A 19,497-nucleotide genomic window follows, 5' to 3' on the forward strand; every position below is an offset into this window, starting at 1 on the left:
TCCTATGATCCCTCCGGGGTTCGGTGACAGACGTGGATTTTCCCGCGCCGCATGAAGGCGATCGCCCCGCCCGCCACGACCGCCCGTGACTGGTTGCCGCGAAATTCATCACCGGTTCGCTGGGCGCGCAGGATCTCGGTCCTGCCCTTCGGCAGCCAGGTGACGGCCATCTTCAGGCCGTCGTCGATGAAGTCGACATCGGCGCGGGTGCCGTCGTCGCAATACATGATGCGCTGCGCGATCAGCCTTGGCGTCACACGCTTGTCATGAGCCGGTTCGACAGGTTCGCTCGGAGCCGGGTTGCACGCCCCTACAATCACGCCGGTGACGAGAACGGCGCCAACGCGCGCGATCGTGAGCCCGGGCAGATGCAGCAAGGCGCGCATGCCCATCACCACAGCACCCCGTGATCAGGTGTCAGCGGCTCGGGGGCCGGAAGTCCCGCGGTTTGGAGAAGGTCGATCTCGATCGTGCGGCACATGGCCGTGAGCGGGACATCGTGGACGCTATTGGCGAACGGATCGGTCAGATCCTCGCCGATGCTCAGCACCGCGAGGAAGACGAGTCCGATCAGCGTCGATCCGATCGGCGTGGCAAGGCCCAGGGATTCGACCAGCGCGATCGGGAGCAGCACGCAGAACACACGCGTGAAGAGGTTCGGGAAGAACCGAAAGCCATTGGGCAGCGGCGTGTTCTTGATCCGCTCCATGCCGCCCTGCGCATTGGCGATGTCGATCAGGACGCGCTCCACAGTTGCCTGCTGGATCTCGGTGATCCGACCTTCCGCGAGCGCGTCAGCGTAAATGCCCGATATGTCCTCCAAGAGCGCATTGGCAGGGTTCAGGCGAGTGACCGCCATATCGGCGACCTCCGTTCCGGCGACCCGGGCAATTTCTTCATAGGGCGACTGTCGGCGAAGCTGGCAGCGCATCGAGTGCGCAAAGGCGATCTGCCTCAGGATGATGTGGTGCCGTATCTCACTGCCCTCGGGTTCCCCCTTGGTCAGGCTGCGCGTGATCCGGGCCAGACTGCGCGAGGAATTGATGAGCGCGCCCCAAAGAGTTCGCGCTTCCCACCAGCGTGCATAAGCGGCGTTGGTCCGAAACCCCATGAAGAGCGCGATGGCAGTGCCGAACAGCGCCGTCGGCAAAGGCGGTTCCTTGATCGGGGTCATCATGTGGAATGCCGTCACCGCCACGTCCCACACGAACAGGATCGTGAGGGGCTTCCAAACCTCGACAATAATCTGCGTAAATCGTGGCCTTGTGCCGACAATCATACCAATACCGCCTTAGTTATCTCCGCGATCGTCATCCGATCGGCATGTTCATGATGTCTCGATATGCAGACAGCAGCTTGTTCCGGACTTGCAGCGTCGCCTCGAACGTAATGGATGCACGGCTCTGGATGAGCGCGACGGTCGCAATGTCGGTGGTTTCGCCCCGTTCATATGCTTCGGTGACGACATCCTCCTGCTCCTGGGTCTCGTTGACCTTCGCCACCACGGCATTGAGGGTGTCGGCAAAGGTTGAGGCTGGAGCGGTCGGCGTCACGCCGGGCGGTGCCGTCGGCTGCGCCTCGCGCAAGGCGCGGCTTCGCGCGATCACTTCGGCGCGAATGGCCATCACATTCGAGATCGACGTGTCAGACATCGTTTCTCTCCCGTTGCAGTGCGACGTGTCGGAAGACAGGACGGTTCATCGGGTGCCCTCCCGTTCGCAGGTCCGCGTGCGGCCTTCGCCTTCCACGATGGTGAGCTGCGACCCCTTGAAGGTCGCGGTGGCTGTCTCGCCGACATATTGGAGGCCCTGCGCTGGCGCGGTCAGCGTCATGGGCACGGCGCTGCTGGAGCGCCGCAAATCGATCTGCAGGCCGTTGTCCTTGTAGTCGACGAACAGCGGTTCCCCGTCGGAACAGCGATAGGGATGGCGCCCCATTTCCCCGGTCGCCACGGCGCTGTCGGACGAATGGATTTGCTGCTCCGTTGGCGGGGCTGGCGGCTTGCTTTCCGTGCAAGCCGCCAGCCCGATAACGAGGATGAGGGCGGGCAGAACCCGCTTCAACGGCGTCATCGCGCCTTCCTCCTGTACCGGGAGGGGACGCGCTGACGATTGATCCCACGGGCAGGCTGACCCACCCGCCAGCGCAGATAGGTTGCGAGGCGATCGTCAGCCTCGATCATCAGGGACCGCAGGCGACGCAACATCATCGCCGCGAACGGCAAAGACAGCGCCCCGCGCAGCGTGCAGCTATGTGTTAGCCTGGTGCCACCGTCGTCCCCTGCCAGCTCGTACCGCTCTTCGAGCGTGAACAGATAAGGGATGCCGCAGGACCAAGCGAAGGCGTGCGGCTTATCGAATCGATCAATCCGTGCTGGCGTCCGAATTGGTCGGGTGATGCCCTGGATCGCGAAGGTACATTCCGTCTCGCCAAGCTGGCACGGGTTGTCGAGGAATACGAGCGGACTCCAAGCCCGACGATGATCCGGATCGGTGATCGCCGACCAGATCCGCAGTGGCCCGCCGTGAAGCATTGAGCTGGTTATGGTGCGAGGCATATCCCCATCTCCCAGAGATGAGCGGGGCGATCGCGGATCGCCCCGCTCACCCTTCAGGCCAAGTCGTTCACGAAGGTCTGACCGTGGTCGTCCCCTTCATGCTCCTCATTGTAGTGCTCGGGCTTCTCGATCACTTTCTGCCCGAACCGGGCGTAGAGCGTCGGCAGCACGAACAGCGTCAGCAGCGTTGCCGAGATCAGGCCGCCGATGACGACGGTCGCCAATGGCTTCTGCACCTCCGCGCCCGCGCCTTCGCCAAGCGCCATCGGCACGAAGCCGAGGCTGGCGACGAGCGCGGTCATGACGACGGGCCGCAGACGCTGCATTGCGCCGACATGGGCCGCCTCTTCGCGCGATAGCCCCGACCGGATCAGGTCCTGGATCGAGCTGACCATCACGAGGCCGTTGAGGACCGCGATGCCCGACAAGGCGATGAAGCCAACCGCCGCCGAGATCGAGAAGTCCATGCCCCGCAGGAACAGCAGCAGAACGCCGCCCACCAGCGCGAAGGGCACGCCGGTGAAGACGATCGCGGCATCGCGGACCGATCCCAATGCCCCGTAGAGGAGCAACAGGATCAGGATGAAGCAGGCCGGAATGACCAGCTTCAGACGTTCGCTTGCCGATTGCAGGTTCTCGAACTGGCCGCCCCATTCGAGATAGGCACCAGCGGGCAGCCGAACCTGGCTACCGATCGCCGCCTGCGCGTCCGCAACGACACTGCCGACGTCGCGACCGCGCACATTGGCTTGCACCACCACGCGACGCTTCCCGTTCTCGCGGCTGATCTGGTTGGGACCATCGACCACCTTGATGTCGGCGACGCTCGAAAGCGGCACATAGCCACCCCCCGCCAACGGCACCTGCACCTGTTCGAGAAGGCCGATGTCCGCCCGTTGCGCTTCAGAGAGCCGTATCACGACCGGAAAGCGCCGATCGCCCTCGAAGATCTGGCCCGAGGTGCGCCCGCCGATTGTCGCGGTGACGATGTCCTGCACATCTTGGGCAGTGACGCCCAGACGCGCCATTGCGTCGCGATTGACGCGAATGTCGAGCATGGGCAGGCCCGTCGTTTGCTCGACCTTCACGTCCGCTGCGCCCTGCGTCTTGCGCAGCACCGCAGCAACCTGCTCGGCCGTCCGGTTCATTTGTGTGAAGTCGTCGCCGAATACCTTCACCGCGATATCGCCGCGAACGCCGGCGATCAGCTCGTTGAAGCGCATCTGGATGGGCTGGGTGATCTCATAGGCATTGCCCGGGAACTTCGCGAGATTACCCTCGATCCGACTTACCAGCTCCTCCTTGGGAAGGTCGGGGTTCGGCCAGTCCTTCCGCGGCTTCAGGATGACGAACATGTCGGTCGCGTTCGGCGGCATCGGGTCGGCCGCCAGCTCGGCGGTGCCCGTCTTTGAATAGACGAACGCCACCTCCGGTTGCTTCGACATCATCCGTTCGATCGGCACCTGCATCGCCTGACTCTGCTGGACCGACGTTGCCGGGATGCGGAGCGACTGGATGAGCAGATCGCCTTCATCGAGCTGCGGCAGGAACACCGAGCCGAGCGTGGTGAAGGCAAGCGCCGCCACCACAAGGCTGCCGACACCCGCCCCGATCGTCAGGGTCGGGCGCTTCATCGCCCGGTCGAGACCGGGTTCGTAGCGCTTCTTCAGCCATGTGATGATGCGGCCGTCCTTCTCCTCCACCTTTTTGGACAGCCAGATCGCGATCATGGCGGGGACGAAGGTGAGCGACAGGATGAAGGCGAAGCCGAGCGCGATGATGACGGTGAGCGCCATCGGCACGAACGTCTTGCCCTCCACGCCGGTCAGCGTGAGTAGCGGCACGTAGACGAGGATGATGATCGCCTGTCCGTAGACCGAGGGCCGGATCATCTCGCGCGCGGCGGCTGCCACGGTCGCGAGCCTTTCCTTGACGCTCAGCAATCGGCCTTCATGATGCTGTTGCTCGGCAAGCCTTCGCAGCGCGTTTTCAACGATGATGACGGCGCCGTCGACGATCAGACCGAAGTCCAAAGCCCCAAGGCTCATCAGATTGGCCGAGACCCCAGCGCGCAGCATACCAAAGCCTGTCAGCATCATGGTGATCGGGATGACCAACGCCGCGATCAGGGCCGCACGGAAGTTGCCGAGCAGCAGGAAGAGCACGACGATGACCAGCACCGCGCCTTCGGACAGGTTTTTCGCGACCGTCTTGATCGTCGAATTGACCAGCTCGGTGCGGTTCAGCACCGGCTGAATTACGACGTCAGGAGGCAGCGAAGCGTTGATCGTCTTCAGTTTCTCAGCGACCGCGGTCGACACGATGCGGCTGTTCTCGCCGATCCGCATGATCGCCGTGCCGACGACGACTTCGGTACCGTTCTCCGATGCCGAACCCATGCGGATCGCCTGACCCGTCTTCACAGTCGCAACTTGTTCTACCGTGATCGGCACGCCGTTACGTGTCGCGATCACGGTCCTGGCCAACTCGCTGGCATTGCGAACGAGCGCATCCGAGCGAACAGCCAGACCTTCGCCATTGCGATTGACGAAGCCACCGCCGACGCTGGTGTTATTGCGCTCCAGCGCATTTCCCAGGTCCGTCAGCGTGATGCCGAGCGAGGCCAGCTTCTGCACGTCGGGCACGACGAGGAACTGCTTGGCGTAACCGCCAATCGAGTCGACACCGGCGAGGCCCGGTGTGGTCTTCAGAAGCGGCGTCACGATCCAGTCCTGCGCGGTGCGCAGGTAGGTCGCCTTGTCCTCTTCGGTCGTCAGTCGCTCGCCCTCTGGCGTGATGTAGCTGCCATCGGGCTGTTGGCCCGGTTCACCGGGCTTGTGCTTGTCGTCCTCGCGATGATCGAGACGAACGGTGTACATGTACACCTCGCCCAGGCCTGTCGCGATCGGACCCATTTCAGGGTTCACGCCGTCGGGCAGATTCTCTTGCACGCCCCGCAGACGCTCGCCCACCTGCTGGCGGGCGAAATAGATGTCCGTCGCGTCCGAAAAGACCGCCGTGATCTGCGCGAAGCCGTTGCGGCTCAACGAGCGCGTATATTCCAGGCCGGGGGTGCCGGCGAGCGCGGTTTCGATTGGAAACGACACCTGCTTCTCGACCAGCTCGGGCGAGAGGGCAGGCGCGCGGACGTTGATCTGGACCTGATTGTTGGTGATGTCCGGCACCGCGTCGATCGGTAGCCGGTAGAGGGAAAAGGCGCCGATGGCGGCGACGATGACGGTGAGGAGCAGGACTAGCCAGCGCTTCTCGACCGCCCAGGTTACGATACGGGCGATCATGGCTTAATCCTCGTGGCTCGCTTCGCCCTTGCCGATCTCGGCCTTGAGCGTGAAACTTCCGGTGGTGGCGATCTGTTCGTTGCCGGTCAGGCCCGACCGGACGATCACCGTGTCGCCCGACGCATCGCCGAGCTGGACCGGGGTCGCCTTGAAGCCGGTGGGCGTGCGCACGAACACGACCGACTTGCCCTCGAAACTCTGGACCGCCGTCGTCGGCACGCGGACCGCCCCGCTCCCGCCGCTGCCCGTGAGCTGCACGGCTGCCGTCACAGGCTCGCCGACCCGCCATTCGCCACCGCGATTGTCGAGGGTGGCGAGCGCAGGCACGAGCCGCGTCTGCGGATCAAGCGCCGGCGACACGAAGGTCACGCGGGCGGTCGCCTGACGGCCTGCCGCCTTCACCAGCACCGTATTGCCGGGACGCACCCGGCCCGCATCCTCGGGCTTGAGATTAAGCGCGATCGACACCTGGCTCAGGTTGGCGATGCGATAGAGTTCGGCATCCGCCGCGACCGTTTGTCCCAGCGTCACGGGGCGCGCAATGATCTGGCCCGAGATCGGCGCGGCAATGCCGAGCCGGTTGAGCCCGCCGCCGCCGACACCCGCCGCCGAAACCATGCTCTGCGCCTGCGTCAGGGCGATCCGCGCCTCCGTCGCCGCTGTGCGGGCGGCGATCAGATCCTGTTCAGGGGAGACTCTCTGCGCGAACAGCCGCTGTTCGCGCGCGAGGTTCGAATTAGCGAGCTGAAGCCGCGCCCGCGCCGCCTCGACCTCGCCCTTGATCTGCGCCGCCTCGCGGCTTTCGATGACCGCAATGGTCTGGCCGCGTCCGACCGATTGGCCGAGGTTACGGGTGAGCGCGACCACGCGTCCCGCAATTGCGGCCGAGACGACCTGCGTTCCCTGTGGGTCGCCCTCGATGATCGCGGGCAGCTCGATCGTCCCGGCCCCGCCGATGATCGGCCGTCCGACCTGGACGCCCGCTGTGGCGATCTGGTCGGCACCCAATGTGACGACGCCTTCACCGGCATGACCGCCTTCAGCACCGCCCTTTTCCGTGCCCGCTGCCGTCTCATTGGCAGCTGCGCCTTCGGCAGTTGCCTCGTTTCCGCCATCCTTGCCGCCGCAGGCAGCCAAGAGCAGGGCGAGCGACGCCGCGCCCGCGAGATAAAAGCTCTTCATCACTGATTCCCCCCATTGGGCGCACGAGCGGTCAGTCGCTCCACTTGCGCGCGGGCATTCTGGTAATTGGCAAGCGCGTCGATCGCGGCGACCCGCGTTTCGGCGAGCGTGCGTTCAGCATCGAGCAATTCGAGCTGGCCGAACTTGCCCTCGCGATAGCCGATCCGCGCGATGCGGGCGGCCTCCTGTGCAGCCGCCAGCGCCGGCCCCGACGCCGCACGAGCCGTCGTTGCGGCATTGGCCGCCTGCGCCTGCGCGTCCGTGATTGCCTGTTCGATGTCGAGCGCGGTCACGCGGCGCTGCGCATCCGCCTGGGTCCGCTGCGCGGTCGCCTGCGCAATCGCGGCGCGACCATTGTTGAACACCGGGATCGGGATCGACACGCTGAACACCGCCGCCATGTCGTTGGTCGCTTCCAGGCGGCGGATCGACGGCCCGACGTTCAGGTCAGGCACGCGATTGGCGCGCGCGAGCCGCACGCCGGCTTCGGCAATGGAGAAATCCGCGTTGGCTGCCGCCAGCGCGAGTGTGCCGGTCGTGTTGACCGGTGCCAACGGCCCATAGACGTTCACATCGGGAAGGCGATCGAGCAGCGTGTCATCGAGCAGGCCGTCGATCGGCCGTCCGATCCGACGCGCCAGATTGGCGCGGGCCGCCTCGGCCAAGCGAAGCTGCCGCTCCACATTGGCGTCGGCATTGATACGCGCGACATCCGCGCGCTGTTGCTCGAGTGGCGATGCCCGCCCTGCCTGCACGCGAACGCTCGCGGCCCGCAGCGCATCGCTGGCGATCCGGGCCTGATCGCGGGCTGTCATTACCCGGCGATCGGCCGCGACCGCTTCGACATAGAGCTGCGTTACCTGAAGCCGGACATCCGCCGCGATGATCGCGGCCTGGATCTCGGCCCGGGACAATTGCGCATTGGCGACCGCGACGCGGGCGCCGCGCTTGCCGCCTAGCTCGATCGGGATCGCAAAGCCGACCGTGGTTTCCGCGCTGCGGACCCCCCGATACGGCCCGGAGCCGATGACATTCTCGACTTGGCCTTGAACCACCGGATTGGGCCGCAAGCCGGCGACTGTGCGACCTGCACGGGCCGCGTCGATTCCAGCTGTCGCCGCTTCCGCAGCAGGGGCCGAACCGCCCGCTGCACTGACCGCTTGGTCAAGCGTGTAGACCGGCGCATCCTGCGCAACAGGCGCGGACGGTCCGACCTGCGCCTGCGCCATCGTGGCGCAAGACGCTGCGGCCAGCATGGCCGCGAGGATACGATTCATGAAAATAGGACTCCTGACGATGATCGACAGGGGCGCGCCAACGCACGCCCAAATCGGACGTCAGGCTTGGGGGGGCCTCAAATGGACCATGCCGGTGCGGCCGTCGAGCGACGCAGAGGCGGAGATTGTCGGCTTGGGCACTGTGAGGACGGGGGTATATTCCATCGTCGTGCGCGCAGGCGCGCCGACGTCGTGTCCGTGACAATAATTGTGATGATGCGGGACATTCTTGTCCGAGTCCGATGGAACCTGATCGATGTCACCGGCGGTATGGACCGTGAACTCAACGCCCGCGATGCTTCCCCCCGCCAGATCGGCGGCATGGGCCATGCCGGAGAAGCTGGTCAGGACCAGCATCAGGCATGTCAGGAAAGGCAAAAAGGCTCGCACTAGCTTGCCTCTATCACGGAAGGGTTTTCATGTCATTGCACTAATTCGAACCAAGGGTCACTGAGCCGGAACCCGAGCGGGATCGGTCGCGCCCGTTCCAGGCGAACCCGACCGCAATGGCGACCGCCATCAGGAGTTGCGCCAGCACCGATTGCCAAGTGGGAAACACGCCGAGCATCGACAGCCGTGGCACGTCCGCGAGCGGTGCGATGTTGATAAGGCCGGCTTCCTGGAGCGCGGCGACGCCTTTACCCGCCAGCACGACGGTCAGGACCGCCATGAGCCAGGAGCTATAGCGGAAGAACTGCGCGATCGGCAGCTTGCGACTGTAGCGAAGCATGGCCCAAGCGATCAGGCTGAGCAGTCCAATCGCCGACCCGGCCCCCGCGAGAAGCATCCCGTTGTCACCTTGCGCCGAAAGCGCGGCATAGAACAGGATCGTCTCGAAGACCTCGCGATAAACTACGACGAACGCCAGCCCGAACAGGAACCAGCCCGACCCGCCCGAGAGCGCCCGCGACATCTTCTCGCGAATATAGCGCTGCCACTGATCGGCCTGCGCCTTGCCGTGCATCCAAATCCCGACCGAGAGCAGCACGACCGCGGCGAACAGCGAGCCAAACCCTTCCGTCAGCTCCCGGCTCGCACCGCTGATCCCGATCGCATAGGTGGCGACCGCCCAGGTGATCCCGCCCGCGATGATCGCGCTGACCCAGCCGCCATGCACGTACCGCAGCGCCTCGCCGCGCTCGGCTTTACGCAGGAACGCGATCATGGCGACAACGATGAGCAGGGCTTCGAGCCCTTCACGCAGCAGGATCGTGAACGCGCCCAGGAACGTGGACGCTTCGGTGGCGGCATCAGGCGCGAGCGCCGCTTCCGCATCGTCGAAAAGGCCGCCCAGTACTGCGACCTTCTCCGCGAGATCATCGGGCGACGCGCCCCGGTCGATCGAGGCGCGGAACTCCCCCATCGCGCCCTCGATTCGACCCATCAGCGTCGCGTCGCGCGCGGTGAGTGTTGGCTCGATCGGCTCGAACCCATCGAGATAGGCCGACAGCGCCAGCTCTTTCGCCATGCGCGCATCGCCGCGCCGCGCAGCCGCCACGCTTTCGGCGAGTTTGGCGCGGGCGACCGCGAGCGAGCCGGGAGCCTGTTGTATCACCTGTTCGGGATGACGACGCAGGAACGCGAGCACGGCGTCAGCCTTGGCGTCGCCGATCGCCGCGCCGAGCGCGGCCGGGGTGAGCGCGACCAGGGTTTTCAGGTCCGGAATGCGCCGGCGAAGGGTCGGGTCGGATTTCCAAAGCCGCTCGCCTTCGCGCGCCTGCGCATCCGTGAAGGCGAAGCTCCCGGCTCGGAATGCTAACGCCCAGCGCTGATCGTTGGGCAGATCGGCGAAGCTCTGCATCGCGGTCCCGTCGATGCCTTGCGTCACCACCTGATAGAGCGCGAACACGCTGCGCTGGCGCGCGCGCTCGGCATCGGTGAAAGCAATCGGGGGCGTAGCGAGCTTGGCGGCGTCAGGGCCACGGCCGTTGCCCGTCATCCCGTGGCAGGACGCGCAGGATTGTCGGAACAGTGCATCGCTGGAGACGAGGTTCGGAGCCTTATCGGGCGCGAGCGGCACCGGGTAGGCGCGCAGCAGATCGGCCGCGAGCCCGTGCGCCAGTGTTGCCACCTGTTCAGTCGATCCCTTTTCCGCGATTACCGCTTGGAGGTTGGCGGCCCGCTGAATGAGGGCTTGGCGCTCCGGCTTCGCCGGCAGGCCTTGAAGCCGTGTCGAGACCGACGCGGCAAACTCATTCATTTCGGCGTATTCCGACGCGCTCTTGATCCGACCGTTCGCGACCGCGCCTCCATAATCGACGGCCATATAGTCGAGCAGCCGCCATGCGGTTTGCACGTCGCCGGGTTCGGCGAATGCCGCAGCAGGGATCAGCAGCGCAGCGAGCGCGGCGAGCAGCCGCAGCGAGAGCATTGCCCGGATCAAGGTGAGCAGACGCACTACCGCTCTCCCAGTTCGCGCCGAGCGCCAGTGACGATTTCATAAGCGGAGTGGAGGAACAGGAGGGCGATGAGGCCGGCGACGGCGAGGTCCGGCCAGGCGCTTCCTGTCCACGCCACCAGACCGGCCGCGGCGATCACCGCGACATTGGCGAGCGCGTCGTTGCGGCTGAACAGCCAGATCGCGCGAACATTGGCGTCCCCTTCCCGGAAACGCGCAAGCACCAAGGCGGACACGACATTGATCGCGAGCGCGACAACGCCGATTGTGCCCATCAGTTCGGCATCCGGCGCGGTTGCGTTCAGGGCGCGCCAAATCGCGAAACCGATTACGCCCACGCCAAGCGCACCGAGAAACAACCCCTGCGTCAGCGCGACCTTTGCCCTCGCCCGTGCGGACCAGGCAAGCGCGAGAAGACCGATAAGGCTGATCGACCCGTCCCCGAGAAAATCGAGGGAATCCGCTTTCAGCGCTTGGCTATCGGCGATGAACCCGCCGAACAGCTCGGCGACTCCGAAGCCGAGGTTGAGCACCACGACGGTCAGCAGCGCACGGCGATAGGCCGGATCGGTTTGCGCGCGCGCGGGCTCCCCGTGGCACCCGCAGCTTTCGGTAGAAGCATTCATGCGGCCTTCCTTACCACCTCCAGTCGCTGTAGAAGCAAGCGAAATGTGCGACACGTTCGCATAAGCAAGGATGGCATGATGAAGCCGGTGATGATTGGGCAGCTCGCCAGCGAGACCTCGACGAAGGTGACGACGATCCGCTTTTATGAGTCGATCGGGTTGCTCCGATCCGCCCCTCGCACGGCGTCGGGTCGCAGAACCTACGATGCCAGTGACATTGAGCGTTTGCACTTCATCCGCAACGGTCGCCGGCTTGGCTTCTCCGTCGACGAGATCCGTTCGTTGATGGGGCTGGCGCAGAACCCGGACCAGGATTGTGGTGCCGCCTCAGCTATCGCTGCTCAGCACCTCAAGGATGTGGAGGAGAGACTGGCGCAACTCGCGGTGTTGCGGGATGAGTTGGCAATGCTCAGCCAGAGCTGCACCAAGGCGCGCATGGCCGATTGTCGGATCATGAAGGCGATCGGCAAAGGCCACCCTCAAGCCGATCAATAATAATCGGCCAGCCTGAGCTCGCGCACATCACCCGAGGCCATCGTCAGCTTTACGAGGGTGCCAGCAGGCCGGGAGCGCACTTGCCAGAGCTCCCCACGCGTATAGTTCGCATCGATCGAATGGCCGTTCACCGCCACGATCCGGTCGCCGACCGCCCAGCCAGCCTTTTCCGCGGGACTGTTCGCCGCCACATGAACAACGGTGAGCGCCGTTGGTGAGGCTGCGAGGCCAAGGCCGCTACGGTCCTTCAGCATCGGCAGGCGACGACGAGGACCGAGTGGCCGGAGCCACACGAATCCGGCGGTCACGTCGAACACCACGTCGAATTGAGCGATCAGCGGTAGGCCGACATTGCCAACCGTGCTGGTGGAGAGCCAAGCTCTCATCCCGAGTGTGGGGACGTTCGAGACGCCAAGCCCTTCGATGTTGATGTTCTGGATCGTGAAAGCATCGTTGATACGCACACCATCGACGCCGCCGATCGCCGCGGTCGAGACGAGCTTCCCGTTCAACAGCCCTTGATCGCGGGCATAGGCCGACGAGAGCATCAGCGCGGCCGAGCTGCCAAGATCGATCATCAAGGGCACGGGAGACAGGCCCTCGACGGAGGCCCGGATGAACAGCTCCTGCTTGGCACCGCGTCCGAGCGCGACAGCGCGCCAGTCGGGGCCGGCGAGAAACGTGCCTGACTTGACGACCGCCATACGCCTGTTCGCGAAATCGAGCGCGATGCAGCTGCCCGTGAACATATCGGCACCGAGGAGAACGTCGATCGGTCGTCCGAAGGCCGCCGACACTGAACTCAGATCACCAACAACGGCAAAGGGTAAGCGACGGGTTTCGCGGGCGAGCTGTACGTCGATGTCGCGGACCAGCAGCACCGGGGCCTTGGCGCTCAGCCCGCTAATCATGCGCCGCTCACCATTGTTCAAGCCGAGCTTCGCCGCGAGCGCCGTGCTCATGATCGACGCGCCGCTGCCACTGTCGAGCACCGCCCGCGCCGGCACTCCGCGCACTTGTGCCGAAACAAGGAGGGTATCACCCGTGCCGACTTCCAGCGGCTCCCATTCGAGGTGAGCCGCGCCGAAGTTCCACGAGGCCGCAGACCGGGAAGTCTGTCGCGCGAGCGTTGGAGAACCGAGCACCAAGCCGGTTCCACAGGCCACCAACCGCGCCACTAATGAGCGTCGAGACATACCGATTGCTTCAACACGGGCCGTCAAAAAGCCACCTCCAGCCCCCCGTCCGCAGGAGAGCAAATTGCGGTTACATGCTCTAGCAACTGGAGGAGCAAGGGTTTTTGAAGCGCCCGAAATGCTATCCTGTTCAAATGCCCTCTCGAAAATGAGCAGTTGAGGCAGGTCAGGAACCGGTCGAATAAGACCGAAGTAGGCAATTTCGCTTGCGCGACCTTGGCGAGCAGGACCCCAGTTCACGAAGAAACGTGAAGCTATCGCCTCACCCGCAGCAGCCCGCCACAGTCCCGTTTGCTTTCGCTTCCTGGATCGGAGGGCATGGGACATCGCCAAATGAGCAGAACACGCAGCAGTCGCCAGCCAGGGGCCGCAGCACCACCGCGCAATGCCGGCAATCATAGAAGAATTGGCAGGCGTTGGTGGGCATCCTTTCGGTGGCCACCCCGCCGCATTTGGGACAGGTCAGGGTTGAGGTGAGCTGCATCAGGAAAGCGCGTTCATCAGCGGCGCTTCTAGGAGGTCCCAGGCGAACGCGATAAGCGTCAGAACCGTTCCAATCGCGAGCAGGATAGGTGTCGCGCGCGAGGGCAGCGGCATTGTGCAGGACCGGTCCCCAGCACAGGACCTCCGCCGCTGCGCGTAGGCCCACCACCCAGCAGCCAAGCCGATGAGGGAGGTCGCCGTTAGCGGCCACCGTAGTGGTATCAGCGCGGCGAAGTTGCTGGACAGGCCCGCCCCCAGGCCGAGCGCCGCGAGTGCGAGGGGCAGGACGCAGCATGACGCCGCAGCTAGAACAGCGGCTAAGCTCGCAAGCGCGCCGAGGGCGGATAGCCCCGTGTCGGCGCGACGTCGTGACGTTGGTGCGCCTAGGGGTTCACGCGGGATGGTCTCTTGGTTCATCTATCGCCTCTAGCGGGTTAGCCCGTTATGCATCCTGTAGTGACTACAGGAGCAAGCAATATATGCGCGTTGAGGAAAGCATCACGATCGGCGAGCTGTCTCGCCGGACTGGCGTGAATATCGAGACGATCCGGTACTTCGAGCGCGTTGGTGTTCTCGCAACGCCACCCCGCACAAGCGGCGGGCGGCGGGTATATGGGACCGGTCACGTCCGCGCACTTGGGTTCGTCCGTCGCGCGCGCGAACTCGGCTTCTCCCCGGCCGAGGTGCGCGCGATCCTGTCTCTTGGCGGTTCTGCGCAGGCGTCATGCAGTGAGGTCCGCGAGATCGCGGCTCACCATCTAGAGCGTGTGCGCGCTAAGATGGAGGATCTGGCGCAACTAGAAAGCCTGCTGGCTGCGACCATCGACCGTTGCGAAGGCGACGGGGCGGCGAGGTGCGCCGTGATCGACTTGCTGAACCAACATTCGACTGCGTAGATGTCGCATCGCACCCCGTACTCGCGCAAACGGTCGATAACGGAGCCGATCACCATCACCACGGCACGCGGCCCTAGCCACCTATGTGGACGTTGCGCATCACGAAGCCGCTTTTCGGAAGCGCTGGCAGCCTGGCGAAATCGATGCTCAGGTCTTGGTCCGGTACGTCATAGCGCATCGCGTTGACGAGGAGGTGTGCCGCCACCTTCATGATCGCGAGGACGATCCATTCGCCGGGACAGCGATGGCCGAGATAGTGATCGCCGCCGCCCTGCGGAATGAAGTTGAAGGAGTCTTCGTCCCAAGCCCTGAAACGCTCAGGGCGAAACTCCTGGGGGTCGGCCCAGGTCGCTGCGTCGTGATTGCTCCCATAAAGGTCTAGCACCACTTGACGCCCTTCCGGAAAGGCCATCCCCTCCCACTCGAAATCTTGGCTCGCGCGCGCCACCACAGCGGGAAAGAAGGGATAGAATCGGCGGACCTCTTGGACGAAGAGCTCGGCATAGTCCGGCTGCTGAACCAAGGCCGCCCTGATCCCTGAACAGGTTTGCAGCGCGTGGGCGACGAAGGTGATGTACACTGCGATCGCGACGGTCGGGCGAAGGACATTTACCAGTTCGACCGCTGCGACGTGCGGCGAAAGAAGATCGTCGTGCCGGTCGCGATGCCAGGCTATCGCGTAAGCCGCGGTCCCCGAGCCCGAGCCGATGCTCCCGGCCCGAATGCCTTCAATGATCCGCTTCGCCCATGCGTCGACGCGACGACGGGCCAGCCGTGACCAAAGATGCCTTGGGCTCGCCGAGCCGGCGGCGTCGAACAGCGCCCGCAGCTCGCCCGCGCGGTTGCCGGCTTCATCGTCCGGAAGAGGAACTCCCGCCCAAGCGCATACCGCTCGCGTCAGCGGCTCATGCAACTCGTCATAGAAGACGATCTCTCCTTTGCGCGTCCAGCCCGGCACCGCCCTGCGCCACTCGGCCTCGAACAATTGCGCCAGCGCCCGCACGCGCTCTGGTGTCATCAGGCCCATGAACATCTGCTTGCGGTGCCGATGGGTCTCGCCGTCCAGACCCTGAACGCCGCCTTGGCCCAGCAGTGTCTTCTGAATAGCGACCGGCATGGCACCTTCGCGCTCGAAGCGGGTCGTATCGTAGAAGATTTCGGCGGCCTTGGCCCCCTTAAGGCAGTTGGTCTTTTTCAGCAGGAAACGGGATTCAAAAGCGTTTGCGCCTAGGCGCTGGCACTGCCTGGAGATGAACCGATAGGGATCGGCGAGGAGAGAAAGGGTTTCGTCCGGGCCTTTCGTGTGTGGTGTCTTAGGCATGACCGGTCCGGTGATTGTTGGGTCTCCTTTGATTAACTCGGAGGAATATCACGGGTTGCAGGCTCACGACAGGTGACGAACGAGGACGATCAGGGCGGAGCAGGCGCGGCCGAGGCGTTCGAGGCCATGCGCGGCGAGCTGGCGCTGCGCCGTGGAGGGCTTGGCGGCCGAGCGCGGCGATCGACATACCCGACCATACCGAGACGCTTGGCGTGCTCCAGCAGAACGTGAACACGGCAGGCGAGAACGTCGCGCGCATCGGCCAATTCCTGAAAGCGGCCCCGGCGCTGGCGATGACGCCGGAGCAGATGGCGCAGCGCATCGCCGCGGCGGGCAGCGCCGCCCGGCGCGAGGATCAGGCGGCGCTCGCCAAGGCGGGCGAGGACAAGGCCCGCATCATGGCCGATCTTCGCGCCATCGCCGGGTCCGCATGGACACGCGCCGACCAGAAGAATCGGCAGCTATGGTTTGCCCTGGGTGGGGTGGCGGCCGGCATCCTCGCATGGGCGATCGTGCCGGGCCTGGTCGCGCGCGAGATCGCACCGGCGAGCTGGCAATGGCCCGAGCGCATGGCGGCGCGGACGCTCGACTTGCCCCGCTGGGAAGCCGGGCAGCGTATGATCCAGAGCGCCAGTCCCACCGCGTTCCGCGCCATCGTCGGGGCCGACAGGATCGTGACGGCCAACCGCGCGGCGATCGAGGGGTGCGGCAAAGCCGCAGCGCGAAACGCGTGAAACGGTGCGACGCACGATCACGCTCAAGTGGAGTAAAAGTTAGCCGCGCAAGTTATTCAGCCAAGCGTTCGATGATCGGACAATCAGGCCGATCATCGCCATGACAGGCTTGGGCGAGCCCGGTAAGCGAGCGGCGCATGGCGTCCAAGACGCGGACCTTGCGGCCCAGTTCGGCAGCGCGGGCTTCCGCCAGCGTCTTCACTTCCGCGCTCGACCGATCGCGATCCGACCACAGCCCCAGCAGCGTGCGGATTTCCTCGATCGGGAACCCCAGGTCGCGCGCGTTGGCGATAAATCGCAGCCGATGAACGTCAGCGTCGGCGTAGTCCCGGTAGTTCCCGCGCCGTGGCGGCGCGGGCACCAAACCAATCTTTTCATAGTGGCGGATCATGCGTTGGGAGACGCCGCTGGCGTCCGACGCCGCTCCGATGTTCACAGCTTTACCGCGTTGAGCCGCAGTGCGTTCAGGACCACGGTGAAGGACGAGAGCGCCATCGCTGCACCGGCCAGCATCGGCGACAGCAGGATACCGGCAACCGGGTAAAGCACGCCGGCCGCAACCGGCACGCCGATTCCGTTGAACAAGAACGAGAAGAACAGGTTTTGGCGGATATTTCGCATCGTCGCGCGAGCGAGCTTGCGGGCGCGCACGATCGCCGAGAGATCGCCGCGCGTGAGCGTCATGCCGGCGCTTTCGATCGCCACGTCTGTTCCCGTTCCCATCGCCAAGCCGACATCCGCGGCGGCGAGCGCCGGGGCGTCGTTGATCCCATCGCCCGCCATTGCGACCCTTGCGCCGCTCGCTTTCAGCTCGCCGATGATACGCGCCTTGTCTTCCGGCAGCAGATCGGCGCGCACGTCATCAAGACCGCCCACGGCGCGCGCGACAGCATCGGCCGTCCCACGATTGTCGCCGGTGAGCATGACGACCCGCAGGCCCTCCTTGCGAAGCGCGGCAATAGCGTCGCGCGCCGATGCGCGCACCGGATCGGCGACTGCGAGCAGACCGGCGAGCGCCCCGTCGATCGCGACGAGGATGATGCCCGCGCCTTCGCCACGGTGACGATCGGCCGCGGCGTCGACCGGCTTGAGATCAGCGCCGATCCGGCTCATTTGCACCGCATTGCCAATCACGACCGAGCGGCCGCCCACCGTGGCGCTGACACCCAGCCCGGTTTGCGAGGCAAAGTCCGCGACTGTGCCGAGCTGCAATCCTCGTTCTTTGGCGGCAACGACGATTGCGTGCGCGAGCGGATGTTCGGATTGGCCTTCGACGGCCGCGGCAAGCGCGAGCATGTCGTTCTCTCCGACCGCGCTGACCGTCTCGACCGCGATCAGCTTGGGCTTGCCTTCCGTGAGCGTACCCGTCTTGTCGATGACAAGGGTATCGACCTTTTCCAGCCCCTGTAAGGCTTCCGCGTTCTTCACCAGCACGCCGGCCTGAGCGCCGCGTCCCGTGCCGACCATGATCGACATGGGCGTGGCGAGCCCGAGCGCGCACGGGCAGGCGATCACCAGCACTGCGATGGCGTTAAGCAGGGCATGGCCCATGCGCGGCTCAGGGCCGACCAGCGACCAAGTGATGAAGGTCGCAATCGAGATCAGCACGACGAGCGGCACGAACCATCCTGAAACCCGATCGGCGACCGCCTGTATCGGGGCGCGGCTTCGCTGCGCTTCCGCGACCATGCGGACGATACGCGCGAGCATCGTGTCCGAACCAACCGCGCGGGCTTCCATCACCAGGCTGCCCGTCCCGTTGACGGTGCCCCCGGTAACGATCGCCTCGACTTCCTTGAGGACCGGCGCGGGTTCGCCGGTGAGCATGGCTTCGTCGACCGACGAACGACCCTCGACCACGACGCCATCGACCGGGATGGCTTCACCGGGGCGGACCCGCAGCCGGTCACCGGTTGCCACGTCGGCAAGCCCGACTTCTTCTTCAGAACCGTCAGGCTGCAAGCGTCGCGCCGTCTTGGGGGCGAGATCCATGAGAGCGCGGATCGCGCGCCCTGTCGCCGCCCTAGCGCGCAGTTCGAGCACTTGCCCGAGCAGCACCAGTGTCACCACGACGCCGGCCGCCTCGTAATAGACGGGAACCATGCTCCCATGCGTGCGGAAGGTCGCTGGGAAGATGCCCGGCGCGAGCGTCGCGACCACGCTATAGAGGAAGGCGGCACCTACGCCGATCGCGATCAGTGTGAACATATTGAGATGGCGGGTACGAAGCGATGTCCACCCCCGCTCGAAAAACGGCCAGCCCGCCCACAGCACGATCGGCGCGGTGAGTGCGAGCTGGACCCAAGGCGAGGCCGCAGGGCTAACCACATGCAGGCCTAACATTTCCGCGAACATCGAGACGACGAGCAGCGGGATCGTGAGCGCGCCCGCCACCCACAGTCGGCGCGTGAAGTCGACCAGCTCAGGGTTGGGAGTATCGTCGAGCGACGGTTCTTCGGGTTCGAGCGCCATGCCGCAGATTGGGCAAGTTCCCGGCCCTTCCTGGCGAATTTGCGGGTGCATCGGGCACGTCCACATCGCCCCCGGCGTCGCCATCGGCTCCGGTTTCGGCTTATCGCTCAGATAGGCGTCAGGATTGGCGACAAACTTGCTCCGGCACCCTGCGCTACAGAAATGATAGGCATGACCAGCGTGCTCGGCATGGTGTGTCGTTTTTGCGGGATCGACCGTCATGCCGCACACCGCGTCGATCACTGCTGCTGCGGCATCGTTGTCCTTACTGCCCGAGCAGCAGCCGCCCGCTTCGGTGTGATGATGTTCGTGCTCGATCTTTGCGGGAGCGGCCGAGCCGCCCCCGCAACAGGATGAGGGCGTGGAAACCGATTCAGGCGCAGGCTTCGAACAGCCGCAACGCCCGGCTTGGGAATGGTAATGAGGGTCGTTCATGGCAAGACTCCTTCGACCCGAGAGCATGTAGGGTATGACACCGTGTTAGGGTCAAGGCCCTGTCGGCACCGCTGGCGTGTATGTTGAATCTACGCGCGGGAGCGGCGTTGCCCTCATATTGCGGGG

The 19,497-nt window shown here is 64.9% G+C and carries 20 protein-coding genes; 3 read left to right on the plus strand and 17 right to left on the minus strand.

The window, feature by feature from the left end; genetic code table 11:
• Positions 1 to 2 precede the first annotated feature (2 nt).
• The 11 genes from GGR89_RS19955 to GGR89_RS20005 all read right to left on the minus strand — a co-directional run bounded on the left by GGR89_RS19955 (position 3) and on the right by GGR89_RS20005 (position 11,339).
• Positions 3 to 386 carry a hypothetical protein gene (locus GGR89_RS19955; RefSeq protein ID WP_007406861.1) on the minus strand — a complete coding sequence of 128 codons (384 nt, stop codon included), beginning with the start codon at positions 384 to 386 and terminating at the stop codon, positions 3 to 5.
• Positions 387 to 391: 5 nt separating this feature from the next.
• Positions 392 to 1,279 (minus strand): bestrophin family protein, encoded by an 888-nt coding sequence (locus GGR89_RS19960; RefSeq protein WP_007406841.1) that lies wholly within the window; start codon positions 1,277 to 1,279, stop codon positions 392 to 394.
• Between the two features lie 31 nt (positions 1,280 to 1,310).
• Positions 1,311 to 1,652 carry a flagellar hook-basal body complex protein FliE gene (fliE, locus tag GGR89_RS19965; protein WP_007406845.1) on the minus strand — a complete coding sequence of 114 codons (342 nt, stop codon included), beginning with the start codon at positions 1,650 to 1,652 and terminating at the stop codon, positions 1,311 to 1,313.
• A gap of 45 nt (positions 1,653 to 1,697) precedes the next feature.
• The gene (locus GGR89_RS19970) at positions 1,698 to 2,072 is read right to left on the minus strand and encodes a hypothetical protein (protein ID WP_007406844.1); all 375 of its coding nucleotides are present in this window, start codon (positions 2,070 to 2,072) and stop codon (positions 1,698 to 1,700) included.
• Positions 2,069 to 2,557: an SRPBCC family protein gene (locus GGR89_RS19975; protein ID WP_043060768.1), complete on the minus strand. Its 489-nt coding sequence runs from the start codon at positions 2,555 to 2,557 to the stop codon at positions 2,069 to 2,071. The genes GGR89_RS19970 and GGR89_RS19975 overlap by 4 nt, the downstream gene beginning before the upstream one ends.
• A 53-nt stretch (positions 2,558 to 2,610) precedes the next feature.
• Positions 2,611 to 5,856, minus strand: coding sequence for an efflux RND transporter permease subunit (locus GGR89_RS19980; RefSeq protein ID WP_007406862.1), 3,246 nt, complete (start codon positions 5,854 to 5,856; stop codon positions 2,611 to 2,613).
• A gap of 3 nt (positions 5,857 to 5,859) precedes the next feature.
• Positions 5,860 to 7,038, minus strand: coding sequence for an efflux RND transporter periplasmic adaptor subunit (locus GGR89_RS19985; protein ID WP_004212877.1), 1,179 nt, complete (start codon positions 7,036 to 7,038; stop codon positions 5,860 to 5,862).
• The gene (locus GGR89_RS19990) at positions 7,038 to 8,315 is read right to left on the minus strand and encodes a TolC family protein (RefSeq protein ID WP_013039111.1); all 1,278 of its coding nucleotides are present in this window, start codon (positions 8,313 to 8,315) and stop codon (positions 7,038 to 7,040) included. The genes GGR89_RS19985 and GGR89_RS19990 overlap by 1 nt, the downstream gene beginning before the upstream one ends.
• A 60-nt stretch (positions 8,316 to 8,375) precedes the next feature.
• Positions 8,376 to 8,672, minus strand: coding sequence for a hypothetical protein (locus GGR89_RS19995; protein ID WP_007406840.1), 297 nt, complete (start codon positions 8,670 to 8,672; stop codon positions 8,376 to 8,378).
• 73 nt (positions 8,673 to 8,745) lie between these two features.
• Complete coding sequence (locus tag GGR89_RS20000; protein ID WP_018251218.1) at positions 8,746 to 10,713, minus strand: cytochrome c/FTR1 family iron permease; 1,968 nt, start codon at positions 10,711 to 10,713, stop codon at positions 8,746 to 8,748.
• Entirely contained in the window at positions 10,713 to 11,339 is a 627-nt protein-coding gene (locus tag GGR89_RS20005) for a cation efflux transmembrane domain-containing protein (protein WP_004212870.1), read from the minus strand. The genes GGR89_RS20000 and GGR89_RS20005 overlap by 1 nt, the downstream gene beginning before the upstream one ends.
• A 78-nt stretch (positions 11,340 to 11,417) precedes the next feature.
• On the opposite strand from GGR89_RS20005, the gene GGR89_RS20010 reads away from it, so the two are divergent.
• Complete coding sequence (locus GGR89_RS20010) at positions 11,418 to 11,834, plus strand: MerR family transcriptional regulator (RefSeq protein WP_004212867.1); 417 nt, start codon at positions 11,418 to 11,420, stop codon at positions 11,832 to 11,834.
• On the opposite strand, the gene GGR89_RS20015 is transcribed toward GGR89_RS20010, so the two are convergent.
• From GGR89_RS20015 to GGR89_RS20025, 3 genes are all read right to left on the minus strand, one after another.
• Positions 11,828 to 13,030, minus strand: a complete 1,203-nt coding sequence (locus GGR89_RS20015; RefSeq protein ID WP_081614886.1) for an aspartyl protease family protein — start codon at positions 13,028 to 13,030, stop codon at positions 11,828 to 11,830. The genes GGR89_RS20010 and GGR89_RS20015 overlap by 7 nt on opposite strands.
• 262 nt (positions 13,031 to 13,292) lie before the next feature.
• Positions 13,293 to 13,514 (minus strand): GDCCVxC domain-containing (seleno)protein, encoded by a 222-nt coding sequence (locus GGR89_RS22720; protein ID WP_081609171.1) that lies wholly within the window; start codon positions 13,512 to 13,514, stop codon positions 13,293 to 13,295.
• Complete coding sequence (locus GGR89_RS20025; protein WP_017980799.1) at positions 13,514 to 13,930, minus strand: mercuric transporter MerT family protein; 417 nt, start codon at positions 13,928 to 13,930, stop codon at positions 13,514 to 13,516. Before GGR89_RS20025 ends, GGR89_RS22720 begins: the two co-directional genes overlap by 1 nt.
• 62 nt (positions 13,931 to 13,992) lie before the next feature.
• Between GGR89_RS20025 and GGR89_RS20030 the strand changes: the two genes are divergently transcribed.
• On the plus strand, positions 13,993 to 14,409 hold the full coding sequence (locus GGR89_RS20030; RefSeq protein WP_017980798.1) for a MerR family transcriptional regulator: 417 nt from the start codon (positions 13,993 to 13,995) through the stop codon (positions 14,407 to 14,409).
• 73 nt (positions 14,410 to 14,482) lie between these two features.
• Here GGR89_RS20030 and GGR89_RS20035 read toward each other — a convergent pair whose 3' ends face one another.
• A complete protein-coding gene (locus GGR89_RS20035) occupies positions 14,483 to 15,730 on the minus strand; it encodes a cytochrome P450 (protein WP_017980797.1) in 1,248 nt (415 codons plus the stop codon).
• Between the two features lie 212 nt (positions 15,731 to 15,942).
• Between GGR89_RS20035 and GGR89_RS20040 the strand changes: the two genes are divergently transcribed.
• A complete protein-coding gene (locus tag GGR89_RS20040) occupies positions 15,943 to 16,464 on the plus strand; it encodes a DUF6118 family protein (protein WP_017980796.1) in 522 nt (173 codons plus the stop codon).
• Between the two features lie 52 nt (positions 16,465 to 16,516).
• Here the strand turns inward: GGR89_RS20040 and cueR are convergent, their stop codons facing one another.
• Together cueR and GGR89_RS20050 are read right to left on the minus strand one after the other, a co-directional pair.
• On the minus strand, positions 16,517 to 16,900 hold the full coding sequence (gene cueR, locus GGR89_RS20045; RefSeq protein ID WP_017980795.1) for a Cu(I)-responsive transcriptional regulator: 384 nt from the start codon (positions 16,898 to 16,900) through the stop codon (positions 16,517 to 16,519).
• The gene (locus tag GGR89_RS20050; protein WP_371262954.1) at positions 16,897 to 19,254 is read right to left on the minus strand and encodes a heavy metal translocating P-type ATPase; all 2,358 of its coding nucleotides are present in this window, start codon (positions 19,252 to 19,254) and stop codon (positions 16,897 to 16,899) included. The genes cueR and GGR89_RS20050 overlap by 4 nt, the downstream gene beginning before the upstream one ends.
• Positions 19,255 to 19,497: the final 243 nt, after the last annotated feature.

This window comes from Sphingomonas trueperi (assembly GCF_011927635.1).
GTDB classification, from domain to species: domain Bacteria; phylum Pseudomonadota; class Alphaproteobacteria; order Sphingomonadales; family Sphingomonadaceae; genus Sphingomonas; species Sphingomonas trueperi.

Coding starts and splice junctions, on each gene's coding strand:
- GGR89_RS19955 (WP_007406861.1), bottom strand. CDS start 386: ATGCGCGCCTTGCTGCATCTGCCCGGGCTCACGATCGCGCGCGTTGGC.
- GGR89_RS19960 (WP_007406841.1), bottom strand. CDS start 1,279: ATGATTGTCGGCACAAGGCCACGATTTACGCAGATTATTGTCGAGGTT.
- fliE (WP_007406845.1), bottom strand. CDS start 1,652: ATGTCTGACACGTCGATCTCGAATGTGATGGCCATTCGCGCCGAAGTG.
- GGR89_RS19970 (WP_007406844.1), bottom strand. CDS start 2,072: ATGACGCCGTTGAAGCGGGTTCTGCCCGCCCTCATCCTCGTTATCGGG.
- GGR89_RS19975 (WP_043060768.1), bottom strand. CDS start 2,557: ATGCCTCGCACCATAACCAGCTCAATGCTTCACGGCGGGCCACTGCGG.
- GGR89_RS19980 (WP_007406862.1), bottom strand. CDS start 5,856: ATGATCGCCCGTATCGTAACCTGGGCGGTCGAGAAGCGCTGGCTAGTC.
- GGR89_RS19985 (WP_004212877.1), bottom strand. CDS start 7,038: ATGAAGAGCTTTTATCTCGCGGGCGCGGCGTCGCTCGCCCTGCTCTTG.
- GGR89_RS19990 (WP_013039111.1), bottom strand. CDS start 8,315: ATGAATCGTATCCTCGCGGCCATGCTGGCCGCAGCGTCTTGCGCCACG.
- GGR89_RS19995 (WP_007406840.1), bottom strand. CDS start 8,672: ATGCTGGTCCTGACCAGCTTCTCCGGCATGGCCCATGCCGCCGATCTG.
- GGR89_RS20005 (WP_004212870.1), bottom strand. CDS start 11,339: ATGAATGCTTCTACCGAAAGCTGCGGGTGCCACGGGGAGCCCGCGCGC.
- GGR89_RS20010 (WP_004212867.1), top strand. CDS start 11,418: ATGAAGCCGGTGATGATTGGGCAGCTCGCCAGCGAGACCTCGACGAAG.
- GGR89_RS20015 (WP_081614886.1), bottom strand. CDS start 13,030: ATGTCTCGACGCTCATTAGTGGCGCGGTTGGTGGCCTGTGGAACCGGC.
- GGR89_RS22720 (WP_081609171.1), bottom strand. CDS start 13,514: ATGCAGCTCACCTCAACCCTGACCTGTCCCAAATGCGGCGGGGTGGCC.
- GGR89_RS20025 (WP_017980799.1), bottom strand. CDS start 13,930: ATGAACCAAGAGACCATCCCGCGTGAACCCCTAGGCGCACCAACGTCA.
- GGR89_RS20030 (WP_017980798.1), top strand. CDS start 13,993: ATGCGCGTTGAGGAAAGCATCACGATCGGCGAGCTGTCTCGCCGGACT.
- GGR89_RS20035 (WP_017980797.1), bottom strand. CDS start 15,730: ATGCCTAAGACACCACACACGAAAGGCCCGGACGAAACCCTTTCTCTC.